Below are 21,009 nucleotides of genomic sequence, written 5' to 3'. Positions count from 1 at the left end.
ATGTACGGGCGTCAATTCGTAGCCGTTATGGCCTTTTTCCTCGTCACCATCTCCCACCGCCGCACGGCCACGTCGCAATAGACCGGGTCTAGTTCCATCGCGAAACAGCGCCGCCCAGCGCGTTCGGCTGCGACGATCTGCGTGCCGGAGCCGCAGAACGGTTCATAGATCAGGTCGCCCGGATCCGAGAAAGCCCTCAGCACCGCCTCGACCAGCGCCACCGGGAACACGGCCGGGTGCGATCCTGCCGCGCCCAGCCCGCCCTTGTGGCGCATGATGCGGAACACAGAGTCTGGGATGCGGTGGCTCTGGATCGCGTTGCCGGTGCCGGTTTTGGCGTGGACGGTGCCGTCGGCCCCGCGCAGCCCGCCGCCGCCCAAGGTTTCGCCTGCGTGCTTGGACGGGACGGTTTTGTGCGGTTTGCGGGGCGCGCGGTTGAAGTGGAAAATGAACTCGTGCGATGGGGCCAAGCGCCCCTGCCAATCGCCCGGCAAACCGGGGCCCTGATCCCAGACATACCACCCAAACCGCCGCCAGCCAGATGCGCGCATCCATTCGACCCATCCTTCCCAATAGGGCAACCATTCGCCGTCGCGATGCACGAGGCCAAGGTTGACCAGCAGCTGCGCGTCATTGGTGATCGGGGCTGCGGCGAACACGCCCTGCATCAGCGCATCCCAATCGCCGACCTTCTCTTTGGCCGCGCCATAGTCGCGCTGCTGCGCGTAGGGCGGCGAGGTGAACATCAGCTTGGCCTGTTCACCCTGCATCAGCCTGCCGACTGCCGTCGGATCGGTGGCATCACCGCAGCACAGCCGGTGTTTGCCCAGCGCCCAGATGTCGCCGGGCTTGGTGATCTGTTCAGCAGGTGGGTCCGGGATGGCATCGGCCGCGTCGTCAGAAATCGCCGGGCGGTCGTCGGCGTCTGCCAATAGGGCGTCCAGCTCATCCTCCGGGATCCCGATCAGCCCGAGGTCAAAGTCCTCGGCCAGCAGCGCCTGCAACTCCTGCAACAGCAAGGCCTCGTCCCAGCCGCCCATCTCCGTCAACTTATTGTCGGCGATCCGGTAGGCACGGCGCTGCGCCTCGGTCAGATGACCCAGCACGATGACCGGGGCTTCAGATAGCCCGAGGTGCGCGGCGGCCAGGATGCGGCCATGGCCTGCGATCAGCTCGCCATCAGCCGCGACCAGCACCGGCACGGTCCAGCCGAACTCTGCCATGCTCGCGGCGATCTTTGCCACCTGATCGGCATCATGGGTCTTGGCGTTGCGGGCGTAGGGTTTGAGGCGGGACAGCGGCCAGAATTCGATCTGGTTGGCGCGCAGATGCGCAGTCATGCCGCCAGCCTCTTTGCCTTCAGCTCGGCGAAGGTTTCCCCGGTCTCGGCCAGCACGGCATTGGCACCGGTGAACTGCTGCCAGCGCTCGATGGCCACGTCGACATAGGCCGGGTTTAATTCGATGCCAAAGCAGACACGCCCGGTGGTTTCTGCCGCGATCAGCGTGGTGCCGGATCCCATGAAGGGTTCATACACCGCCTGACCCGGGTTGGAGTTGTTCAGGATCGGGCGGCGCATGCATTCCACTGGCTTTTGCGTCCCGTGGACGGTGGCTGCGTCCTGGTCCTTGCCGGAAATGCTCCACAGCGTGGTCTGCTTGCGGTCGCCCGCCCAATGGCCCTTGCCGGTCTTTTTCACGGCATACCAGCAGGGTTCATGCTGCCAGTGATAGTCGCCCCGGCTCAGCACCAGCCGATCTTTGGCCCAGATGATCTGCGCCCGCACGGCAAATCCAGCCGCCACAAGGCTCTCCGCCACGGTCGCCGCATGCAGCGCGCCATGCCAGACATAGGCGACGTCTCCGGGGAACAGCGCCCACGCCTCGCGCCAGTCGGCACGGTCGTCGTTCAGCACCTTGCCGGTGCGTTTGGTCTTGGCCGCACCAGCCTGGTTGCGCCAAGACGGATCGTATTCCACACCGTAGGGCGGATCGGTGACCATCAGCAGCGGTCGCACATCGCCCAGCAGTCGCGCGACCACATCGGCGGAGGTGCTGTCGCCGCAAATCAGCCGGTGCGATCCGAGCTGCCAGAGGTCGCCCGCCACCGACACCGGGGTGACCGGCGGTTCGGGAATGTCATCCTCGCCCTCCACCGGCCCTTCACCGCCCAGCGCATCCGGATCGCGCAGCAGGGCGTCCAGATCGTCGTCGGTGATGCCCAGCAAGGACAGGTCGAAATCCTCGGCCAACAGCCCCGCGATCTCGTCGCGCAGCAGGGCCTCGTCCCATTCGCCCAACTCGGTGAGCTTATTGTCGGCGATGCGGTACGCCCGACGCTCTGCCTCGTCGAGATGGCCAAGCCGGATCACCGGCACGTCGGTCAGCCCCAACATGGCGGCCGCCAGCACCCGGCCATGCCCGGCAATCAACTCGCCATCGTCGGCGACCATGCAAGGAACGGTCCAGCCAAACTTGGCCATGCTGGCCGCAATCTTCGCCACTTGGTCGTCGCCGTGGATCTTGGCATTGCGGGCATAGGGGCGCAGCCGGGCGATCGGCCAAGTCTCGATCTGGCTCGGCGCAAAGACCAGGTCCATTGGTGGCTCTCTCGGGCAGGCGGACATGCCGATGCGCACGGGCAGCATGGCCAGCGACAAGATCGGGGTCCGCGATGTGGGGAAAAAGAAAGCGCCCGAGAGGGGTTTCCTGCGGGCGCTATTCTTCGATGATCAAGGTATGAGTCAAGGGGGGCAGGTCTGTCAATCGGAAAACTGACATGGATTCAATGCCTTCACCATGGGGTGGCTTCCGATGCCTGGCTTCTGGTCAAAATGGCTTCCCTGGACTCCGCTGGGTGGATTCTTGACAAAAATAGTAAAATCCACCCTGAGAGCCGGGTGGGCCAACGTAAGGTACTGTAATTTAGTGATTTTATTTTGGCTTGTCGCCAAGGTGGATTCCAAGTGGATTCCCCGGTGAAGAAGCCAGTCGCTAGCGAAATGCCGCGCTACGCCCCCCCGCATACGTTCGGGGCCGGGGAGGAACCATGCCATGGGGGGGCGGAGTGAAGTCAGCGCTGCCAACGGCAGAGCCTAGTCTAGGCTCAGGGGACCCGGCATGCATCTGTTTGGAAGAGCTCGTTCCCGCTCCAGTATTCCATTCGCAAATATGGTCGCAGTGAAAGCCTGGCTGTTGGGCCATCATTGACGGTCAAAGCCACCACGACATGACGCTCAGTTGTCTCCTCGACGGCGAGCACGCGGTAGAGCGTGGTGCCATCAGGCGTTCCGAGCTGAATGTTTATGTCGCCGTCACTAAAACTCACTGTGTATTCGCGGAGCGGGTTTTCACAGATCAGCTGATACGTATCAGCCGAGGCTTGGACTGCTGCAATGATCAGCGCGAGTACAGGGAGGAAGCAAGACGCGGATGAGGGGAAACGAAACCAATAGTTACTTGATTGTAGCTCTGGCTTTCTGCGAGAGGCGTGTGATACCCAAAACAGTGTCCAGTGCACGTGGAAGAAGCTTTTGGTCATTAGACAATCTCCGATAGCATCGCTTCCGCCTGCGCCAGCACGCCTTGAACCGCAGCGTCCTCCAGATCGGGTGGATAGCCGTACTTCCGCAAAATCCGTTTCACGAGAACGCGCAGGCGAGCCCGAGCGCTATCGCGGCGAGCCCAGTCAATGCTTACGTTCGCTTTCAGCCCCGTGAGCAGTTCATGCGCGATGATCTTCAACTGATCATTGCCGAGAATATCGACGGCGCTCTTATTGTCGGCCAGCGCATCGTAAAAGGCAATCTCCTCGGGCGTCAGCCCGGTTTCCTCGCCACGGTTCCTGGCCTCGCGGACCTCCTTTGCCAGCCCAATCAGTTCTTGCAGCACCTCGACCGTGCTGATGGCGTTGGTGTGATACCGCGAGATCGCCTCTTCCAGCCGTTCCGAGAACTTCCGGGTCTCGATGACGTTCGACCTGCTGCGCGACCTGATCTCGTCGTTCAACAGCTTCTTGAGGGCCTCAAGCGCGAGGTTCTTTTTTTCCATCTGCCCGACTTCGGCGAGGAACTCGTCCGACAGGATGGAAATGTCTGGTGATGAAAGTCCGGCTGCCGACAGTATGTCGACGATCTCGGTCGAGGCGACGGCACCATTCACGATCTGGCGGATGGCAAGATCGCGGTCGGTGGCCGAACGACCGGAGGTATCGGCGGCCTTGACCATCGCGGCGCGGACGGTCTGAAAGAAGCCCACTTCATCGCGCACATCACGGGCCGTGTCGCTGGCCGAGCAGAGGGCAAAGGCTTTTGATAGCCCCAGCACCGCATCCTGATAGCGCCGGTGTGCGGCCTTCTTGACCTCCTTGTCGGTTTCCCGCTGCGCCGCCTCATCCTGCTTTGCCAGCACCCAGTCGAGCGCCTCTGCCAAAGCCACAAGTCGCTGATGCGGTGTTCCCGACAGCCCATTTGAATAGTCGAAGCCGTGGAACATTGCGCGCACCACATCGAGCCGTTCCAGAAGAGCGGTGACCGCCTCCGCCTCGTCGATGCCTGCCTGCTCCTGATCTGATGCAGAGTATTGGCCTAATGCTGATTTCAGGTTCTGAGCAATGCCGATGTAATCCACGATCAGCCCGGCAGGTTTGTCGCGGAAGACCCGGTTCACGCGAGCAATGGCCTGCATCAGCCCGTGACCACGCATCGGCTTGTCGATGTACATTGTGTGCATGGATGGCGCGTCGAATCCGGTCAGCCACATGTCGCGGACGATTGCCAGTTTGAGCGGGTCTTTCGGGTCCTTTGCGCGCTTGGCCAGAAGATCGCGCCGTGCCTTGCCACCAACATGCTGTTGCCAGGCCTCGGGGTCAGAGGCCGATCCTGTCATCACGATTTTAATCAGACCACTCGTATCATCGGTGGAATGCCAGTCCGGCCGCAGGGCGACGATCCTGTCATAGAGATCCACGCATATCCGGCGGCTCATGCCAACAACCATTGCCTTGCCATCCATCGCCTGCACCCGGGCCTCGAAATGTTCGACGAGGTCCTCCGCAACCATTTGCAGGCGCTTTTCGGAGCCGACAAGCGCCTCGACGGTGGACCATTTGCGCTTCAGACGCTCCTGCTCGCTGGTGGCCTCGTCCTCGGTCAGTTCTTCGATCTCGGCGTCAATCCTTGGCTTTTCCTCCTCGGGAAGTTCGATCCGTGCAAGACGGCTTTCGTAGTAGATCGGCACCGTCGCCCCGTCCTCAACCGCGCGACTGATATCATAGACGTCGATGTAATGGCCAAAAACGGCGGGCGTGTTTACATCGTCCTGTTCGATCGGCGTGCCCGTGAAACCGATGAAGGATGCGTTGGGCAAAGCATCGCGCAGATGTTTGGCAAACCCATAGGCGATTGCGCCTGTCTTCTCGATCCGCGCCTTGAACCCGTACTGGCTGCGGTGCGCCTCGTCCGCGATGACCACGACGTTGCGCCGGTCGGTCAGCATCGGATAGGCCTCGCCCTTTTCGGGGGCGAACTTCTGGATCGTGGTGAAAACTACTCCACCGGATGCCCGGGCTAGCGCGTTTTGTAGGTCCTCACGGTTCTCGGCCTGCACCGGCGTCTGGCGGAACAGGTCGCGGCACATCGCGAAGGTCCCGAACAGCTGGTCGTCAAGGTCGTTGCGATCGGTGACGACGACAATGGTGGGATTTTCCATCGCCGGGTCACGCACCAGCTGCCCGGCATAGAACGCCATCAGCAGGCTTTTGCCCGACCCTTGGGTGTGCCATATCACTCCGGCCCTGCGGTCACCTTGCACTCGGCTGGCCTCAACCGTGCTGGCGACAGCCCGCTTTACCGCGTGGAACTGGTGGTATCCCGCAATGATCTTGGCGATGCCACCGGGCGTTTCTCCAAACACAGTGAAGTCCCGCAGCAGCGACAGCAACCGTGCCCGATTGAATACGCCCTCAATCAGCACAGACATCTCTGGCGCACCTTTCGGAGCGACATCAGCGCCATCAGTCGTGCGCCATGGCATGAACCGTTCAAGGTCAGCCGTAAGCGAGCCGATGCGCGCCTGGATGCCGTCGGTCGTGACCAGCACCGCATTGGCACGGAAAAGCGCTGGTATCTGCGCCTTGTAGGTCTGCAACTGATTAAAGGCGGCGCCCAATGTTGCGTTTTCGGCACCGGGCTTCTTCACCTCGATCACACCCACGGGCAGACCGTTGAGAAACACCACCACATCTGGTCGGCGCTTGTTGCCGTTCTCGGTCACGGTGAACTGGGCAATGGCCAGCCAGTCGTTCAGTTGGTCGTCAGCGTCGACCAGACGCACCGCATCGCCGCGGATCGTGCCATCGTCGGCGCGGTATTCCACAGGCACGCCCTCGACCATGGCACGGTGCAATCGACGGTTCTCTTCGATCAGTGAGGGGCGCTCGACCGACAACAGCTTGCGGAGCGCATCCTCGCGGGCCTCTTCCGGGATGTGGGGGTTCAGTCTCACGATGGCATCGCGCAACCGGGTTGCTAGAAACGTGTCGGAGTAGGCGTGGCGTTCCGGGGCGCGGCCGTCGGGGCCCGAGACCGAGTCGTCAAGGCAAGCGTAGCCCAGCGCCGCAAGATGATCGAGGAGGACGGCTTCAACTTCGGCTTCGGTCAACGTGGCCATGAAAATCCTCGCTTCAGGGATGCACTGCTGCGTTGTCGATCACTTGTGCACCGCGACATTTCTTGTGGGTCAGTTTTCCCTTCAATGCGACCGACAAGGTAGCTTGAGGTGAATAAGTGATCCTCAAAACGCTGCCCGTCCTTCGCAGATGTTTAGCAATTCGGGAAAGGACAGCACCGCGGGACGCCTCCCACTTGACGGTCTGATCTCGCGCAACAGTCCGTTGTCGCGCACCAGCCGCAGGATGCGTTTGGCGGTCGGTTCAGGAATGTCGGCCTGCGACACGAAATCCGACGCAGCGAAGATCGGGCGGCTGAAGAACCAGTCCAGCGCACGCACCCCGTATTGAGACCGGGTGGCCTCGACCATCCAGTCCTTGCGTGCGGTGTAAAGCGCGTGGATTGCCTGAGCCTTGGCCTGGTTCGTTCCGGCCTGTTCGATAATGGCGCGCAGGAAGAACCCGCACCAGCCGGTCCAATCGTCGTCGCGCGACACGGCCAGCAGGCGGTCGTAGTATTCACCGCGGTGGGCTTCCAGATATTCCGACAGGTAGAAATTCGGGGCCGACAGCAGGCCCTTGGATTTCAGAAACAGCGGGATGATCAGCCGTCCCAACCGTCCGTTGCCATCCAGAAACGGGTGGATCGCCTCGAATTCGGCGTGCAGAATGGCAAGCTGGATCATCGCATCCGGGGCCGGGGCGTGGATGTACTCCTCCCAGGCAGTCATCGCGTCGGGCAGCGCCTCGGCGGAACAGGGGATAAACCGCGCCGCCTCGATGGTGCAACCTTCGGGGCCGATCCAGTTGGGGATGCGGCGATACTCGCCCGGTGATTTGTTGCGCCCGCGCACGCCCTGCATCAAGCGTTCGTGAGTCAGGCGGATCAGGCGTTGCGACAGCGGCAGGTCCTCCAACAGGCGCGCGGCTTCGGCAAGGGCGGCGCGATAGTTCAGCACCTCGCGAATGTCGGCCTTTTTGGGCGTGCTTTCATCGTCGGGCGCGCCTTCGGCCTCGAATTCCAGCACTTCGCCCAGGGTGGCCTGCGTGCCCTCGATCCGGCTGGACAGCACGGCCTCTTGCGAGGTCAGCGGCGAGAGCAGCACGTTTGGGTTGGGGATGCCGTGCAACACGCCCTCATAGCGCGCGACGGCGGCATTGGCCGGGCCGATCAACGGCAAAAGCTGCGGCCAGTCGAGCGCCTCTGGCGGAAACCGGCCAAGGTGATAGGCAACGGCCATTACAGCACCGCCTCGACAGCGCGCGCGGCCTCAGTCACGCGCAGCTCGCCTGACATGAGGCGGGGCAGCAGCAGGTCGCGGGTTTGGGCGAGAGTGCGGGTCTCCAAAACATTTGAAAGGATGCGCTCAAACAAGGGGGTCGCATTCTTCTCGAATGCGGCACGTAACGGACCTGAGCCATCAATCAATGAAATGCCTTCGATAGTCCGGGTGGTGATAGTATCAAAGACTGATCCGTGGGCGGCGTTTACAAGCCGCTCAACAAATTCGCCAAAGGCACAATTCAGCCAGAAGGGCTGATCGTTGCGTGAAGCAAGCGCATAGCAGGTCTGGTTCATTGCGATTTCGGCACCAAAGAGGCAGCTTCGCCCGGTCGTCGCACCCCGCGCGACTATTGCGGTCGAGTATTTCGGGATCATCTTCGTTGAACTGTTGGTCAGCCCTTCTTTCGAAATGTTCCGTTGGGTTCGCAACAGAAAAGCATCGCTACATTGGCTGACATCCTTGGCGCTTGCCCATGCAATGCCACCATCCCAGTATTTCAGATTGTCGGTCTTCGGCGTCCCGCCGGAAATCAAGCGCGCCAAGTCTAGAAGCCGAGTTGAGCTCCACTCCTCCGGCTTGCCCGCTTCATCCAGACGGTCGGGGAACAGGGACCAGAGGTCGGGCGAGAGATAGGGGGCGGCCAGTTCGTTTTGATCTTTCGCGCCAGCGGCGCTTTGGGCCATCTTGGCGCGGGTGGGGCCGAAGTCGACGAACCAGTCGCGGAACAGCGCCCGCGCCATGGCCTCCAGCGTCTCGTTCATCCGCCGGTTCAACTCGATCTTGTCATCCAGCGTTGCAAGCAAATCGCCTATTCTCTGCTGTTCCGAGAACTCCGGAAAGGCGATTGGCATTGATCGAAGCGTCTTTTGGCTAACCCCCAATACAGTTGTGCCAGTAGCACGATTTGCAAGAACCTCTTGCTGGCCGGGCGAGGCTAAGAGATAGCGCAGGAAAGTGTTGTCCAGCTTTCCGGCCTTGCCTCGAAGACAAACGAGACGCTGGCCCAGAGCGAATGACGCAGTTTCTTCGTCTAGTTGGATTACTTCACCGAGAGGGGCCTCTGTTGTCATCACTACGTCGCCCGGCATCGGAAAACCGCGCGTCATCCACTTGGGATAATAATCTGGCGCGATTGTTTGTTCGATCGGACGCAATAATCCAGCGGTTTTGACAACCTTGGCTGACAAAACGGGGATGCCCGACTCGGATTTGGTCGGACTCTTGCCGCGATAGTCGAGCAAAGCCTCCAGACAGCTTTCCAGCGTTTCAGTTGTCCACGCTGTCATTTCTGGACAACCCCCGCCAACCGCTCACGGATCGTCGCGGTCAACACCTCCGCCTCCGCGAACTGCCCCTCCAATTCGTCCTGCAAAGCAGCAAAGCGCTCGGCAAAGGGCGTGTCGTCCTCCTCTGCCGCTTGCGATCCCACATAGCGGCCCGGGGTCAGGACGTGGCCATGGCTGCGGATCTCCTCAAGGCTGGCGGATTTGCAAAAGCCCGGAATGTCGGCGTAGCCCTCGCCCAGCCGCCAAGCGTGGTAGGTTTCGGCAATCTGAGCCACATCAGCATCGGCAAATTCTTTGCGCGTCCGGTCCACCATGAAGCCCAGCTTGCGGGCGTCGATGAACAGCACCTCGCCGCGCCGGTCACGCAGTTTGCGGTCCCGCGCGATGCCGTTGGATTTGTCCTTGGCCAGAAACCACAGGCAGGCCGGAATCTGGGTGGAATAGAACAACTGCCCCGGCAGGGCGATCATGCAATCCACCACCTCGCCCTCGATCATAGCCTTGCGCATCTCGCCCTCACCCGATTGGGTTGACGACATCGAGCCATTGGCCAGCACCACCCCCGCCGTGCCCGAGGGGGCCAGATGATGCAGGATATGCTGCAACCAGGCGTAGTTGGCATTGCCTGCCGGGGGCGTGCCAAATTTCCAGCGCCCATCTTCGCGCAGCCGCTCGCCGCCCCAATCAGAGATATTGAACGGCGGGTTGGCCAGGATCACATCAGCGCGCAGGTCGGGCAGTTCGTTCTTGTGGAAGGTGCCTTCGGAGTTCCACTTGATGTCGGCGTCGATGCCCCGCACGGCAAGGTTCATCTTGCACAAGCGCCAGGTGGTGTAGTTGCTTTCCTGCCCGTAGATGGCGATGTCGCCCAGACGGCCGCCATGGGCCTCCACAAACTTTTCCGACTGAACGAACATGCCACCCGATCCGCAACAGGGGTCATAGACGCGGCCTTTGTAAGGCTCCAACATCTCAACCATGGTGCGCACGACAGATCGGGGTGTGTAAAACTCGCCGCCACGCTTGCCCTCGCTGCCCGCGAATTGGCCAAGGAAGTATTCATAGACCCGCCCCAGCAGATCGCGCGCCTTGTCCTTGCCCTCGCCCAGCGCGATGCCTGAGATGAGGTCGATCAGTTCCCCCAGCATGACAGCGCTGAGGGCGGGGCGACCATAGTCCTTGGGCAGCACACCCTTGAGCGAAGGGTTCACCTTTTCGATGGCGATCATCGCCTCGTCAATCAGTTTGCCGATGGTGGGCTGTTTGGCACTGGCCTGCAGATGCGACCACCGGGCATCGGTCGGAACCCAGAAGATGTTGTCGGCGAGATAAGCGTCGGGGTCTTCCGCATCCTCAGGGTATTCGACCAGCAGGGCCTGGCGTTTCAACTCAAACCCATCCGAGATGTGCTTGAGAAAGATCAGTCCGAGAGCAACATGCTTGTAATCTGACGGCTCCATATTGCCGCGCAGCTTGTCGGCCGTTTTGAAGAGGCTGGCTTCAATTCCGAGGTCAGAGCCTTTGTCTGTTGATGCCATTGGTAAATCTGCCCCCAAAACCGGTTTTCAGGACCGTATTTCAGCGGGCAGCTGAAATCCAGACATTACGCAGCATTCAAGGACGTTACGTCCTACCGAGGCTGCCATGGCCGCACCCTCGGCATCGCTGCCGTCACCTCCATCTCCCGCAGCATTCCACCCGCCACCAACCCATCACGCATCCAGTCCAGCGCCTGCCACCAGTCCTCATAGCCGCGCCGGGCGGATGCGATCTGCTCCGGATGTGGTCGCCAGGTGACCGTGCAGGCCAGAACCTCAACCGTTCGCCAGCGGCCACGGTAGAGTATGCGCTCGACGCCGACCACCACCGTGGTCGCCCTTTCGCCATGCTGATTGCACCTGGTTTCGACCGGTACACAGCGCGGCACCGCACCGGGCATCCAGTCGGGGGTCAGCCCGGCGCGGGCCAGTTCGGCCACGCGGATCGCCATGCGCTTGCCGCCCAGCGCGTCAGGCATTCCGGCGACGGTGGCCGCGATCACCTCGGCATCCGCGTGGGTGTAGCTGCCCAACTTGTGTTGCCCGCCATCGACCTGACAGCCCAGCGCGGCGCGCTGCAACAGGACATATTCGAGGCCAAAGCCGAAGCCCTCCTCGGTCACGTCCTTCGGCGGCGGCAATTCCAGCTGCGCCTTTTCCACCCGGAACGCCCATTGCAGCGCGGCCTGCACGCCCAGCGCGCGCTTCGGCTTTGATCCGCGCGGAGTTGATCGATGCACGGTCATCGCACGCCCCGCTGGCGCAGCCGTTCGGCGGTGACCAGCCCGCGGTCCAGCATCGCATCGCGCATGGTGTTGCTGATCGCGCTGACCGCGAGGTACCCGTCGGCGTTGACGATCTTGGCGTAGAAGGCGGGAAGGTCTGCGATCGGCTTTGTCGCTGGTGCTGGTCTGCGTTTGCGCTTGCGCCGTGTCTGCCCAGCTGCCCCGACCTTGCGCTGGGCGGCGCGCTGCATGGCGCGGTCCAGTGCCTTCGGCCCATCCGGCGGTTCGGGATGTTGCTGGCGGGAAGCTTTGGCCGCCGTGACGATTTCCGCCTCGCTCAGCCCCAGCTCGTCGCGCCAGCGCTGGACGTGCAGTCGGGGTGGCCCGCCTTGCCACCAGCCGGGCAGGGCGGTGGCATCGAGGCCTAGCGCTGCCAGCAGCTCTTCGAAAAACTGATCAGAGATCGCCGCGCAGGCTTGCGCGTCCTCCTCCTCCTTTACAGGTTTACTTAGGGGTTCTCTTACAAGGTTAGTCTCCGGATTCCGGAGATGGCTTTGGGCAAAACCCGGAGATGGCTCCATGTCCAGAAACCGGAGTTGGATCGTCGTCTTGTTCATCGTCCGTTCCGGCAAAGCCGTCTCCGGTTTCCGAAGTTGGGTCTTGTGGAAAACCGTCCTCGAACCCCAAGATGTAGCGTGTGGCCTGACGCTTGTGGGTGCGGGGATCATGGGTGCGTACCCGGTGGATCAGGCGCAGGTCCTCGAGCTTGGCGAGATGTTCGTTCAGCGCCGAGACCGACATCTCCGCATCCTCGGCCAGCCGTGCCTGCGTCGGGAAGCAGCCGAAATCTGGATTGTGCCGGTCGCAGAGAAACCACAGCACGATTTTTGTGGCGGGCTTCAGCCCGCGTTGCTGGATGGCCCAGACGGTTGCCTTGTGGCTCATGGCTGGGCCCTCCGCGCGGGGCGCACACGGCTGGTGAAGCCATGATCAGCCAATGCACCCAGCGCATCGTCCACCGAGCGCACCAGCGACCAGGCGAAGCCTTGCGAGCAAACCGTGTCGCGAAACACCTCCTGGGATTTGCGCAACCGGCCGGTCTCGCTCTTCACCTCGAGAAACAGCACGCGACCGCCGGAGATCACGATCAGATCGGCAAAGCCTGCATGGACGCCCATGCCGACCAGGATTGCCTGGCGGCGGGCGCCACGCGGTCCGGCCACGGTCACCTCGTTGGCACAGTGATGGACGATGGCGTCGCGGGGCAGCGCGACGCGCAATGCAACGACAATGGCGCGCTGGGCGTCAGCCTCGGGGGTGCTGCGCCGGTTCATCGTGCGGCCCTCCCGGTATCGTCGCCGCGTTGCGCCGTGCGGATGGGACGCTGCGCATCGATCACCACCAGCAGCACCCGGGCGTCCTCGCGCTCGGCCGCTGTCTCGCCATGGGTGGCAAGCACCCTGCAGGCGAGCCGGATCAGATGGTCGCTGTGGTGGGCGACATCGGCGATGACGGCGCGGGCCTCTGCTAGGCGCTCAGCGGGCCATTTGGAGGGCAAGATGTTGAGGAGGCTCATGACCGCCCCCGCGTTTTGCGCACCGGGTGCACCTGTTCTTGTGCGCGGATCCAGTCCTGAACTGATGCGCGCCGGTACAGCGTCTTTCGCCCTATGCGTGTGCAGGGTGGACCCTGACGCCGCGCCTCCCAACGGGAGAGCGTGTCGGATGTGAGGCCCAATTCCTGCGCCAACTGTTCGCGGCTGATCCAGTCAGCCAAAAGATTCAACGTTTCGTGCGGGGCCTCAAGCTGGGGTTGTTTCATGACTGCTCCAATTGCCTCATGCCCCTCTCTTGGGGGCAGGGACAGCGAAGCAGACCGCGAGGGGTGGAAGACAGGCGGAAGGTGGAATTGAAACCTCATGACCAATTCCGGTCCTTGTTTCATTGGGCTTTCGGGCGATTTGGATTGATGGAAAGACCGTAACCGCGCGCCTGACAGATCCAATACTGCAAGGCTTTATGCGCTGGTCACAGGACTGAACTGCTCGTTCGTCCTGGCAGGTCAAAGAGGCTGGCTCTTAACAGTGATTCGCGGGATTTACGCGGTGCGGAATTGCCTCTACGACCAATTCCGGTCCCGCGCTGCCGACATTCAACGGCACTCAACAGTTTGTTACGGCAACCGGCTGCATTGGCCGACTATCACGGGTTCGTGATTGCGTGCTCGCCCATAGGATGCGTATTCTGGGGATGAGCAGCAAACAAGAATCGAAAAAGACGAACACAGTCAGGTGCCAGCATCCCGAGGGACGCGGCTCTGGACCACAGGCGGTTTTCCTCGACACAAGGCTCAGCACCTAAACCGTCCGCGTGCTTGGCAGCGCGGGCTTTGTAACCCCGCGTTCCGACGGCTTCTGGCTGAACGATGCAGCATGTCTGAAAGGATTTTATCTATGCCACTACCGCCGATTGCCTTTTATTCAATTTATGAACTTTCTGCGCGCTGGGGCTGTCCTGCAGCTGATGTTGCAGGCTGGGCCGCAGCCGGGCATTTTCAGGTGCTTGCGGGCATCCCACCGGTCAGCTGTGATGACGAAACCGTCGCCGGGCTGGTCGAGGTGCCGATTGCCGAGTTGATGCCGATGTTTCGCCGCTATGGCCCCAGCGATGAGCTTTGCCGCCTGAAACGTGTGCTGCCGCCCGGCAGCAAATCCTGGCTGAAAGTAACTGATCCACCTGATGGCCTGCCCATCCGATCCTCGGACCTGCTCTTGGCCGCCCATACGGTGCAGCAGTTTGAGGAAGAACGCGATCTTATGCGCCGACCAGCCGCGAACACGGGCGCTGCCCCGCGGTATGAATGGGACGCGATGTACGCATGGTTGACGTGGTTCGTCTTCGAGAAAGGCGTGCCTGAAAGCCAAACGGCGCTGGTGGCGCTGGTCCAAGAATGGTTCGTGCAAAACTCTAGGTCGGGCGAGGTGCCGGAGGAAAGCACCATTCGCAAGCGCCTGGCAGCACTCTGGCGCAAGCTGCGCGGCGAAGAACCGGCCTGAGGGTCACGCCAACTTCGTCAGGCCGCCCTCATCCTGATCAGCGCCGTGCACCAACCGCGGACGAGGGCGCAGGAGGCTGGCCACCGTGTCGACCCCAGCGCGCAAGGGCGAATCCATGAGGTGAGCATAGCGCTGCGTGGTCTGCATCTGGCTGTGGCCCAGCAGCTTGCCGATCATTTCCAGCGACGCGCCACCGCTGACGAGCAGGGACGCAAAGGTGTGGCGCAGGTCGTGGATGTGCAGGTCGGGCAGATCGGCTTCCTTCTGCACCTTTGACCAGAAGCGGCGAATTTCCCGGACCGGCTGGCCGACGGTTTCGCCGGGGAACAGCCATGGATTGCCCTTCGGGACGACCAGCTGGCGCTGGCGCACGATGGCCACGACCTCCTGCGAGATTGGCACACGGTGGATCTTGCGCTGCTTCGTGGTCGAGGCGGGTTTCGACCAGACAACATAGTCGAGGTTGAACTGTTCGAACCGCGCCGTCCGCACCTCGCCCACACGGGCACCAGTCAGCATGCACATCCGGATGATCGACGCCGCGCGCTGATCCTCGGCGCTGTCGAGAACAGCTGCGATCCGGGCCAGTTCGTCGGGCCCAAGAAAGCGTTCACGCGCCTCTTCGATGCGCCGGTGAAACCCCTGCGCCGGATTGTCAGTGCGCCATTCCCATTCGATGGCGAGGGTGAACATCTTCCGCAGCACCTCGCCAGTGCGGTTCGCCCGGATCGGAGTGGGCTTGTGCCCCTGCAGCTTGCGCGCGCGGTTGTTGGGTTTTTCCTTGCTGGGGCGGGGGCGACCTTCTGCCACAAAATCAAGAAACCGCGCGACATCGGACTTGGTGATCTCGGTCACCAGCTTGTTGCCCCAGGCGGGTTCAACCATCTTTTTAAGCATTGAGGTCTGGTCAGCGGCATTGTTCTTCGCCAGCTTCGGCAGATGTTCCCGGATGTAGCGATCGATCATGTCCTTGATGCGCGGGGCCTCGCGAAAGTCCTCCCGTACCGCCAGAGGGTCGTGCCCCTCGTCGATGGCGCGGCGCAGTTCCTTGGCGCGCTCGCGGGCGGCCGTCACACTCCACTCTGGCCAGCGCCCGATGTTCATCCGCCGCTGCCGTCCCGCATGGCGATAGTCGATGGTGAAGGTCCGCGCGCCCGAGGCCTGGATCCGCGCGGCAAATCCGACCACCTCGGTGTCGAAAACCTGATAGCTGACGCCCGGTTTCGGCTCGGCGTCGCGCAGGGCTTTCTCGTTCAGTTTCAGTCGCTTGACCATGTCTCCAGCCTCCTTGCGCCCCGACACAGGCGTAGACCTGCGTCGTTATCAAGAGAGAGCATGGGGGGAGGGGCGGAATACAGGCGGAAGGTGGAATTGAAGTGGGCTAGGGAGTTCCGGATCGAGAGATCAATGGGTTAGATGGGCATGCCCAGCGCCGCCGCGAATGGTCAGGGAACGACTCTGTCGAACAATCAGCGCCGGGCATCGTGATCCGGGCGCAGGTCGTGGATCCTGTCGACGAGTTCGCTGGCAAGCTGAGCGTCGTTTGATGCCGTGGAACACATGCGTTACGAATACCGAAAACCACAGCGCATCTTCAGATTCCCGAGTCCAGCATCATGCCAAACCCCAAGCCACCCAGAAACCTGACGCCCGCACTCTGCCAGCGCCTGTCACATGAGATGCTGAAGGCCTGCCAAGACGTGGCGGCACGACATGGCTTGGTGGTCGAGGCCAAGGAGATCGCGGCGATTGATCTGCGGTGGGGCTTCGATCTCGCGTTCCGCGTGTCGATCCCGCTTCCGAACGGGACTGCGCTCGACCCGGAAAGGCTTCGTTTCGAGGCGCTGGCGGAAGCCTTCGGACTGTCGGCCACCGACTACGGTCGCCATTTCAGCACCGGCCGCGAGACCTTCCGGATTGTCGGCATCGATCCGCGCAGGCCAAAGTACCCAATATCGGCAGAACGCATCCCGGACGGGCAGGGGTTCAAATTCACCGCGGACGAGGTGGTGCTGCTGCTGCAAAAGGGAATGCGCGACGTGACCCCGCGAGATTCACCGCAATGACGTAACCGGCCCGTACCGGACATTGACCATACAAGTTCGATGCTGCAGTGCGGCCCGTCGAACCGTACATTCGCCGAAATCGCAAAATCATCTAGCCGTCGGATGACTGAATCGCGGGACTGAGCGGGCAGTCACGACAAATCTCCCGTGACTCCGCGTCCGTGGTGCTGCGCAGGATCAAGGCAATCGCAATGCAGATTGCGAGAACCCAGATCGATGCGTTCGAGTTGCGGTATCTACCTCGGATCGGCAACCTTGGCGTTTGTTTCCCAAGTCGCAACAGCTTGGAAGTTGGGCGGCGCTCGGATTTCGGTTTGATATCGTCAGGCCGTGTAGATGGAGGCATATGATCCTTCTTTTCGTTTCTCGTGTTCAACACGACGATGCTACCGAAGGTGTTTCCTTCGTCATCGGCATCCCATTATGCGGGTACTGCGTCATGTCAGTCGCTTGCCGACAGCAGCCTCTCGGCGCCAAGCGCCAATTGATCGGGATGACCGGACTCATCGACGAGTACGAAGGAGGACCGGCCGCGCTCGAAGAGGGCGATGGTGCGTCCCTGGTACTCGAAGGCACTCGGCGGTTCCTCTGTGTCTTCGGGGCTGCGAGCAACAACCATCAGCAAGAGCCGTCCGAGATCGGGAGCGTCTACTACAATTGCAATGGCGGGGCGATCAGGTGTTGCGACGATTTGCACATCGCGCACTGTCCAATCCTCGGGCAAGGACGGCAGGTCTACCCCGAGCGCAGCGACGATCTCCTGCGCGTTCAGGTCCGCAGTTTCGGGCTGCGATACCATCCAGTGTCGAAGCTCCAGCGCCGACTGCGCGTCGAGCGCCGCCTCCACCAGCGGTGGAGCGCTTGCGGGCCCGGTCATTTGCCACGTCGCATGGCCAACCCAACCTGCTGCGAACAGAACCACGGCTGCCGCGAAGGGAACAGCGCGACGCAACACGCGCTGCCCGCGCAAACGGCCCTGCAAACGCTGCGCCTCCGCCACGAGTCGAGGCGGCACCGGATCGTCCGCAGATGAAAGCGCCATTCGCAGTGCGGCAGTGTTGCTTGCATCGGCAAGCAACTCCGCTGTCCGCTCCGGCCTCTCGTTCAGGTAATCGGCAATCGCAAGGGTGCGATCAGGGTCAAGACGCCCCTGGAGAAGCGCCAGAAGGTCAGCCTCAATGTCCGGATCGACCTCAGTCCTGTCGCTCATCGCGTCCTCCTACAATCCTGAATGGTTTTGCCGACGCTGCCTCACCCCGACCGTCCTCGAAGGCTCGGAGTGCCGCGCGCGCCCGGCCGACGCGCGACATCACCGTGCCCGGCGGCACACCTAAAACCTGCGCCGCCTCGATCGGTCCGAGCCCCTCTACCGCCACCAGGTGCAGCGCTTCGCGTTGTTCGGCGCTGAGCGACAGTAATGCGGCACGCAGCTGCGCCAGCCGTGCCGCCATTTCGCCGGACGCCTCCACGAAGGACGGTCGCGTCTCCGCCCATGCCTGTTCGCGTGCTTGCGCCGCCCGCGCGCTGCGCAGGGTGTCGATGAAGAGATTGTGCAGGATCGCCATGAGCCAGACCCGTACATCCGCCCCCTCGCGGAAGGTCGCGCGCCGCTCCTGCGCCCGCAGGAAGGTCGCCTGCACAAGGTCGTCGGCGGCTTCGGCGTCGCGCGTCAGGACGCGTGCATAGCGGCGCAGGGTATCGATTTGTCCAACGATGTCGAGGTCATCATGGGCCATGGTAACTCATATCTCCTTTCGGGCGCGTTTCATGCGCTCTGTTCTGCCGATGTCTGGTCACTCACACGATAGTTCGAGCCGGTCTCGCCAATGAAGCGGGCATTCTCTTCACGTATGCGCGCCGCTGCGTCGTCGTAAAGGAAAGGCAGGAAGGCAAAGCGCCGACCTTTCGTTACCTTGCTGACCTTGTGCAGCAGCGAGCAGGAGAAGACCACAGCCCCGCCAGGCGGTGCCTTGAAGCTGCGTGGACCGTATTCCGGGAAGCTGACCTCGCCGCCCTCGAAGTCGTCATTGAGATTGACCGATACGGCAAAGCGGCGATGCGCCGTGCCCTTTGTCGTGTTGTCGCGGTGTGCAGAGAAGTGGCCGCCATCCTCGGCCGCGTAGCAGGAGACGATGTAGCGCTCCATCCGGGTCACCTTGAACTGGTGCACCTTTGCGATCTCGGGAACGACACGGCGCAGGAACCGCGCCTGCAGGGCCGAGATCAGGTCGCGATCCTCGATGCTGTAGTCCTTGCGGCGCTTGAAGCCCGGGTCAGTGATCCCCATCGTCTTGCCGCCGATCTCACGCATGAAGCCGCTTTCTTCCCCGCCTTGCGCTTGATAAAGCCCGATCAGGTGGCGGCAGAGCTCGGGCTCGAACACGCGCGGCAGGAACAGGACCGGCGCCATGATTTCGACTCCGGCAAAGCGTTCTGGCGGTGGCAGGCTGTCCATGAACGCCATAACCTCGTCGAGGTCGCCCCGATCTTTCTGGAACGGGATCGCCGCCAGAACGCGCATGGTTGGATCGATGACCACCCATTGCCGTGCAAGTGCGACTGGTCCGTTGGCACGCGAGGCATTCTTTGCAGCGACTCCGTAGAGGCACGAGGCCAGCAGATCGAAGTCCCAAAAATGGCGATACCCCGGCATGCGGTTTTTGACCCGCCCGCTTGCCTCATCCTCGGGGTCGATGCTGACACCGAAGAAGCACGCGAAGTCATCGTTGAAGATGTCCGGCCGGTCATATGCAGTTTTGAGCGCCGCCTGCGCATGGCCATCCGCTGCGCTGCCGAAGAAGCAAAGAACCAGGTACCGCCCAGCTGCGCTGTCGAAGGCATAGCGCGGATTTGCAACGCTCCGCTGGATGAATCTGGGAGCCGGATCGCCCGGTGTCAGGAAGGTTGTCGCGTCAATGTGCAGTGGTGTGGTCATTCCGGTCTCCCCAGCTTTTCTTTGCATACGGAGACCTCGGCCCGCCACATCCCGACATTCATAATATTCTTTTCATGGCCATTCGGGGGATGCGAGCGGCTACCTGATCTGCAGATGCTGAAAACCGGAAGCAGTTTGCCCGGACACCGCCAAACCTCCTCAAGCGGCGGATCAACGTCTGTTCTTTGACTGGCGGCAATATTCACTTGCTGTTGCAGCGAAGGTCTGGAGGCCGCCCTTCGTGTAGGTTCCAGATTAAGTTCTCGAGCAATCCGTTGGTGCTCTTGTCAACGTCTGGTCAACCCTTGAAACTGATTTGGGGCACGGACTGCGCAGTCGAAATCCCGCGAAACATTATTGGAAGAGGTCGTTTCAGTTTGTGATGTCAAAGGCTTATCGCGTAAGCTGTTGAAAAGATTAGGGTCGAACTTGTCGGGAGGCTTCGGCTCATAACCTGAAGGTCGTAGGTTCAAATCCTACTCCCGCAACCAAAAAACCAGGCATTATCAAGACGCTAACAGCCGCCCTCCGGGGCGGCTTTTGCATGCCCGCATTCCAGGTCAACAATAGGTCAACAAAACAACCCAAACTGCGTGCTAATCCAACACCTTAGTAGCCCGACCCGCACTCAACCGCGCTAAAACGGTAGAAGCCGTGGCTCAACGGGGAAAAGCTAGGTAGTAGGGCACACGGCGCGTGCTATCACAGCGACATGAACCTTATCGACGACTGCCGTCAGCCGTCTGCGGACCAACCGAATGCCTTTCACACTGCCAAAAACGACTCAAGTCGCGACTGCGATTGAAGTCCCATGCGAAAGTAGGACGTGCAGTACCGCCCCGATTGGCTGATAGAGTCCATTTTGAGGAAATTCTGTGCGTTGGTTATGTGTTATGTCTCCCAAGATGCACTGTCTCGAGCTTGTCGCCATTCCTGGTAAGTGGCCTCATTCGCGAATCCATAGAATTTCCGGCCCGCCAATCGATGCCTCTTGATCTTGAGCCAAAGCTTATTTCGATCATTTTCGCCACCGAGCACTTCAGAAACCGTTGGCGTCTCTCTGTCTGCAAGCGCATTTGAAATAAGGAAAACACCTGGGTCGAGTGGGCTTTGTTGCGCAAAGTCGGTAACGTCCGGAGTTCCCCTTTCCCCGGACGCAATTATCCCACAGGCTCTGTGACGGGTATGCCGAGCGCGGTGTAGCCGTTGAGCACGGCGGCGCGGATCTGAAGTTCGGCGACCTGACGATCGAAGTCGCGCGCCATGAGGCTCTGCCCCAGCAGCTTCACGCAATGCATCTTCGTCTCGGCGCGGCTTCGTCGGTGGTATCCGCTCCATTTTCTCCAGATGGCGCGGCCAAGGTATTTCGAAGCGCGCAGCGCCTCGTTCCGAGCGATAGCCCCTGCAGTCGATGGCTTCCACGGCTTGGCATTCTTGCGCGGCGGTATGACG

The 21,009-nt window shown here is 61.5% G+C and carries 20 protein-coding genes; 2 read left to right on the top strand and 18 right to left on the bottom strand.

The genetic code is table 11. The annotated features are described in order from the left end of the window. Positions 1 to 11: 11 nt before the first annotated feature. The 13 genes from CHB90_RS16720 to CHB90_RS16670 all read right to left on the bottom strand — a co-directional run bounded on the left by CHB90_RS16720 (position 12) and on the right by CHB90_RS16670 (position 13,322). Positions 12 to 1,340 (bottom strand): site-specific DNA-methyltransferase, encoded by a 1,329-nt coding sequence (locus tag CHB90_RS16720; RefSeq protein ID WP_089279006.1) that lies wholly within the window; start codon positions 1,338 to 1,340, stop codon positions 12 to 14. Beyond that, complete coding sequence (locus CHB90_RS16715; protein WP_089279005.1) at positions 1,337 to 2,599, bottom strand: site-specific DNA-methyltransferase; 1,263 nt, start codon at positions 2,597 to 2,599, stop codon at positions 1,337 to 1,339. The genes CHB90_RS16720 and CHB90_RS16715 overlap by 4 nt, the downstream gene beginning before the upstream one ends. Before the next feature lie 506 nt (positions 2,600 to 3,105). Further along, on the bottom strand, positions 3,106 to 3,540 hold the full coding sequence (locus tag CHB90_RS26235) for a hypothetical protein (protein ID WP_141135911.1): 435 nt from the start codon (positions 3,538 to 3,540) through the stop codon (positions 3,106 to 3,108). Next, complete coding sequence (locus tag CHB90_RS16710; protein WP_089279004.1) at positions 3,540 to 6,668, bottom strand: type I restriction endonuclease subunit R; 3,129 nt, start codon at positions 6,666 to 6,668, stop codon at positions 3,540 to 3,542. Before CHB90_RS16710 ends, CHB90_RS26235 begins: the two co-directional genes overlap by 1 nt. A gap of 123 nt (positions 6,669 to 6,791) precedes the next feature. Then, positions 6,792 to 7,907, bottom strand: coding sequence for a Fic family protein (locus tag CHB90_RS16705; RefSeq protein ID WP_089279003.1), 1,116 nt, complete (start codon positions 7,905 to 7,907; stop codon positions 6,792 to 6,794). Next, the gene (locus CHB90_RS16700; protein ID WP_089279002.1) at positions 7,907 to 9,238 is read right to left on the bottom strand and encodes a restriction endonuclease subunit S; all 1,332 of its coding nucleotides are present in this window, start codon (positions 9,236 to 9,238) and stop codon (positions 7,907 to 7,909) included. Before CHB90_RS16700 ends, CHB90_RS16705 begins: the two co-directional genes overlap by 1 nt. After that, positions 9,235 to 10,776 (bottom strand): class I SAM-dependent DNA methyltransferase, encoded by a 1,542-nt coding sequence (locus CHB90_RS16695; protein WP_089279001.1) that lies wholly within the window; start codon positions 10,774 to 10,776, stop codon positions 9,235 to 9,237. The genes CHB90_RS16700 and CHB90_RS16695 overlap by 4 nt, the downstream gene beginning before the upstream one ends. 92 nt (positions 10,777 to 10,868) lie before the next feature. Next, positions 10,869 to 11,522, bottom strand: coding sequence for a hypothetical protein (locus CHB90_RS16690; RefSeq protein ID WP_089279000.1), 654 nt, complete (start codon positions 11,520 to 11,522; stop codon positions 10,869 to 10,871). Then, positions 11,519 to 12,118, bottom strand: coding sequence for a hypothetical protein (locus tag CHB90_RS27045; protein WP_245823281.1), 600 nt, complete (start codon positions 12,116 to 12,118; stop codon positions 11,519 to 11,521). The genes CHB90_RS16690 and CHB90_RS27045 overlap by 4 nt, the downstream gene beginning before the upstream one ends. Further along, the gene (locus CHB90_RS27040; protein ID WP_245823280.1) at positions 12,030 to 12,446 is read right to left on the bottom strand and encodes a helix-turn-helix domain-containing protein; all 417 of its coding nucleotides are present in this window, start codon (positions 12,444 to 12,446) and stop codon (positions 12,030 to 12,032) included. The genes CHB90_RS27045 and CHB90_RS27040 overlap by 89 nt, the downstream gene beginning before the upstream one ends. Next, positions 12,443 to 12,835, bottom strand: coding sequence for a VRR-NUC domain-containing protein (locus CHB90_RS16680; protein WP_089278999.1), 393 nt, complete (start codon positions 12,833 to 12,835; stop codon positions 12,443 to 12,445). Before CHB90_RS16680 ends, CHB90_RS27040 begins: the two co-directional genes overlap by 4 nt. Then, entirely contained in the window at positions 12,832 to 13,077 is a 246-nt protein-coding gene (locus tag CHB90_RS16675; protein WP_089278998.1) for a hypothetical protein, read from the bottom strand. Before CHB90_RS16675 ends, CHB90_RS16680 begins: the two co-directional genes overlap by 4 nt. Continuing rightward, entirely contained in the window at positions 13,074 to 13,322 is a 249-nt protein-coding gene (locus tag CHB90_RS16670; RefSeq protein WP_089278997.1) for a helix-turn-helix transcriptional regulator, read from the bottom strand. Before CHB90_RS16670 ends, CHB90_RS16675 begins: the two co-directional genes overlap by 4 nt. A gap of 610 nt (positions 13,323 to 13,932) precedes the next feature. Between CHB90_RS16670 and CHB90_RS16665 the strand changes: the two genes are divergently transcribed. Next, entirely contained in the window at positions 13,933 to 14,556 is a 624-nt protein-coding gene (locus tag CHB90_RS16665; protein WP_245823279.1) for a hypothetical protein, read from the top strand. A 3-nt stretch (positions 14,557 to 14,559) separates the two neighbouring features. Here CHB90_RS16665 and CHB90_RS16660 read toward each other — a convergent pair whose 3' ends face one another. Beyond that, on the bottom strand, positions 14,560 to 15,831 hold the full coding sequence (locus CHB90_RS16660) for a tyrosine-type recombinase/integrase (protein WP_089278995.1): 1,272 nt from the start codon (positions 15,829 to 15,831) through the stop codon (positions 14,560 to 14,562). Positions 15,832 to 16,235: 404 nt separating this feature from the next. On the opposite strand from CHB90_RS16660, the gene CHB90_RS16655 reads away from it, so the two are divergent. Continuing rightward, a complete protein-coding gene (locus tag CHB90_RS16655) occupies positions 16,236 to 16,622 on the top strand; it encodes a hypothetical protein (protein ID WP_245823278.1) in 387 nt (128 codons plus the stop codon). A gap of 442 nt (positions 16,623 to 17,064) precedes the next feature. Here the strand turns inward: CHB90_RS16655 and CHB90_RS16650 are convergent, their stop codons facing one another. The 4 genes from CHB90_RS16650 to CHB90_RS16635 form a co-directional block, all read right to left on the bottom strand. Further along, complete coding sequence (locus tag CHB90_RS16650; protein WP_089278993.1) at positions 17,065 to 17,832, bottom strand: anti-sigma factor family protein; 768 nt, start codon at positions 17,830 to 17,832, stop codon at positions 17,065 to 17,067. Then, positions 17,816 to 18,358, bottom strand: a complete 543-nt coding sequence (locus tag CHB90_RS16645; protein ID WP_089278992.1) for a sigma-70 family RNA polymerase sigma factor — start codon at positions 18,356 to 18,358, stop codon at positions 17,816 to 17,818. Before CHB90_RS16645 ends, CHB90_RS16650 begins: the two co-directional genes overlap by 17 nt. Positions 18,359 to 18,387: 29 nt before the next feature. Next, the gene (locus CHB90_RS16640) at positions 18,388 to 19,557 is read right to left on the bottom strand and encodes a 2OG-Fe(II) oxygenase family protein (RefSeq protein ID WP_089278991.1); all 1,170 of its coding nucleotides are present in this window, start codon (positions 19,555 to 19,557) and stop codon (positions 18,388 to 18,390) included. Between the two features lie 1,160 nt (positions 19,558 to 20,717). Continuing rightward, positions 20,718 to 21,009: transposase (locus CHB90_RS16635; RefSeq protein WP_141135827.1), on the bottom strand; the 292-nt coding region annotated here is incomplete at its 5' end.

Source organism: Antarctobacter heliothermus, assembly GCF_900188425.1.
In the GTDB taxonomy this organism is placed as follows: domain Bacteria; phylum Pseudomonadota; class Alphaproteobacteria; order Rhodobacterales; family Rhodobacteraceae; genus Antarctobacter; species Antarctobacter heliothermus.
The sequence above is the reverse complement of the archived record's forward strand: the minus strand, read 5'-3'. Positions and strand labels throughout refer to the sequence as shown.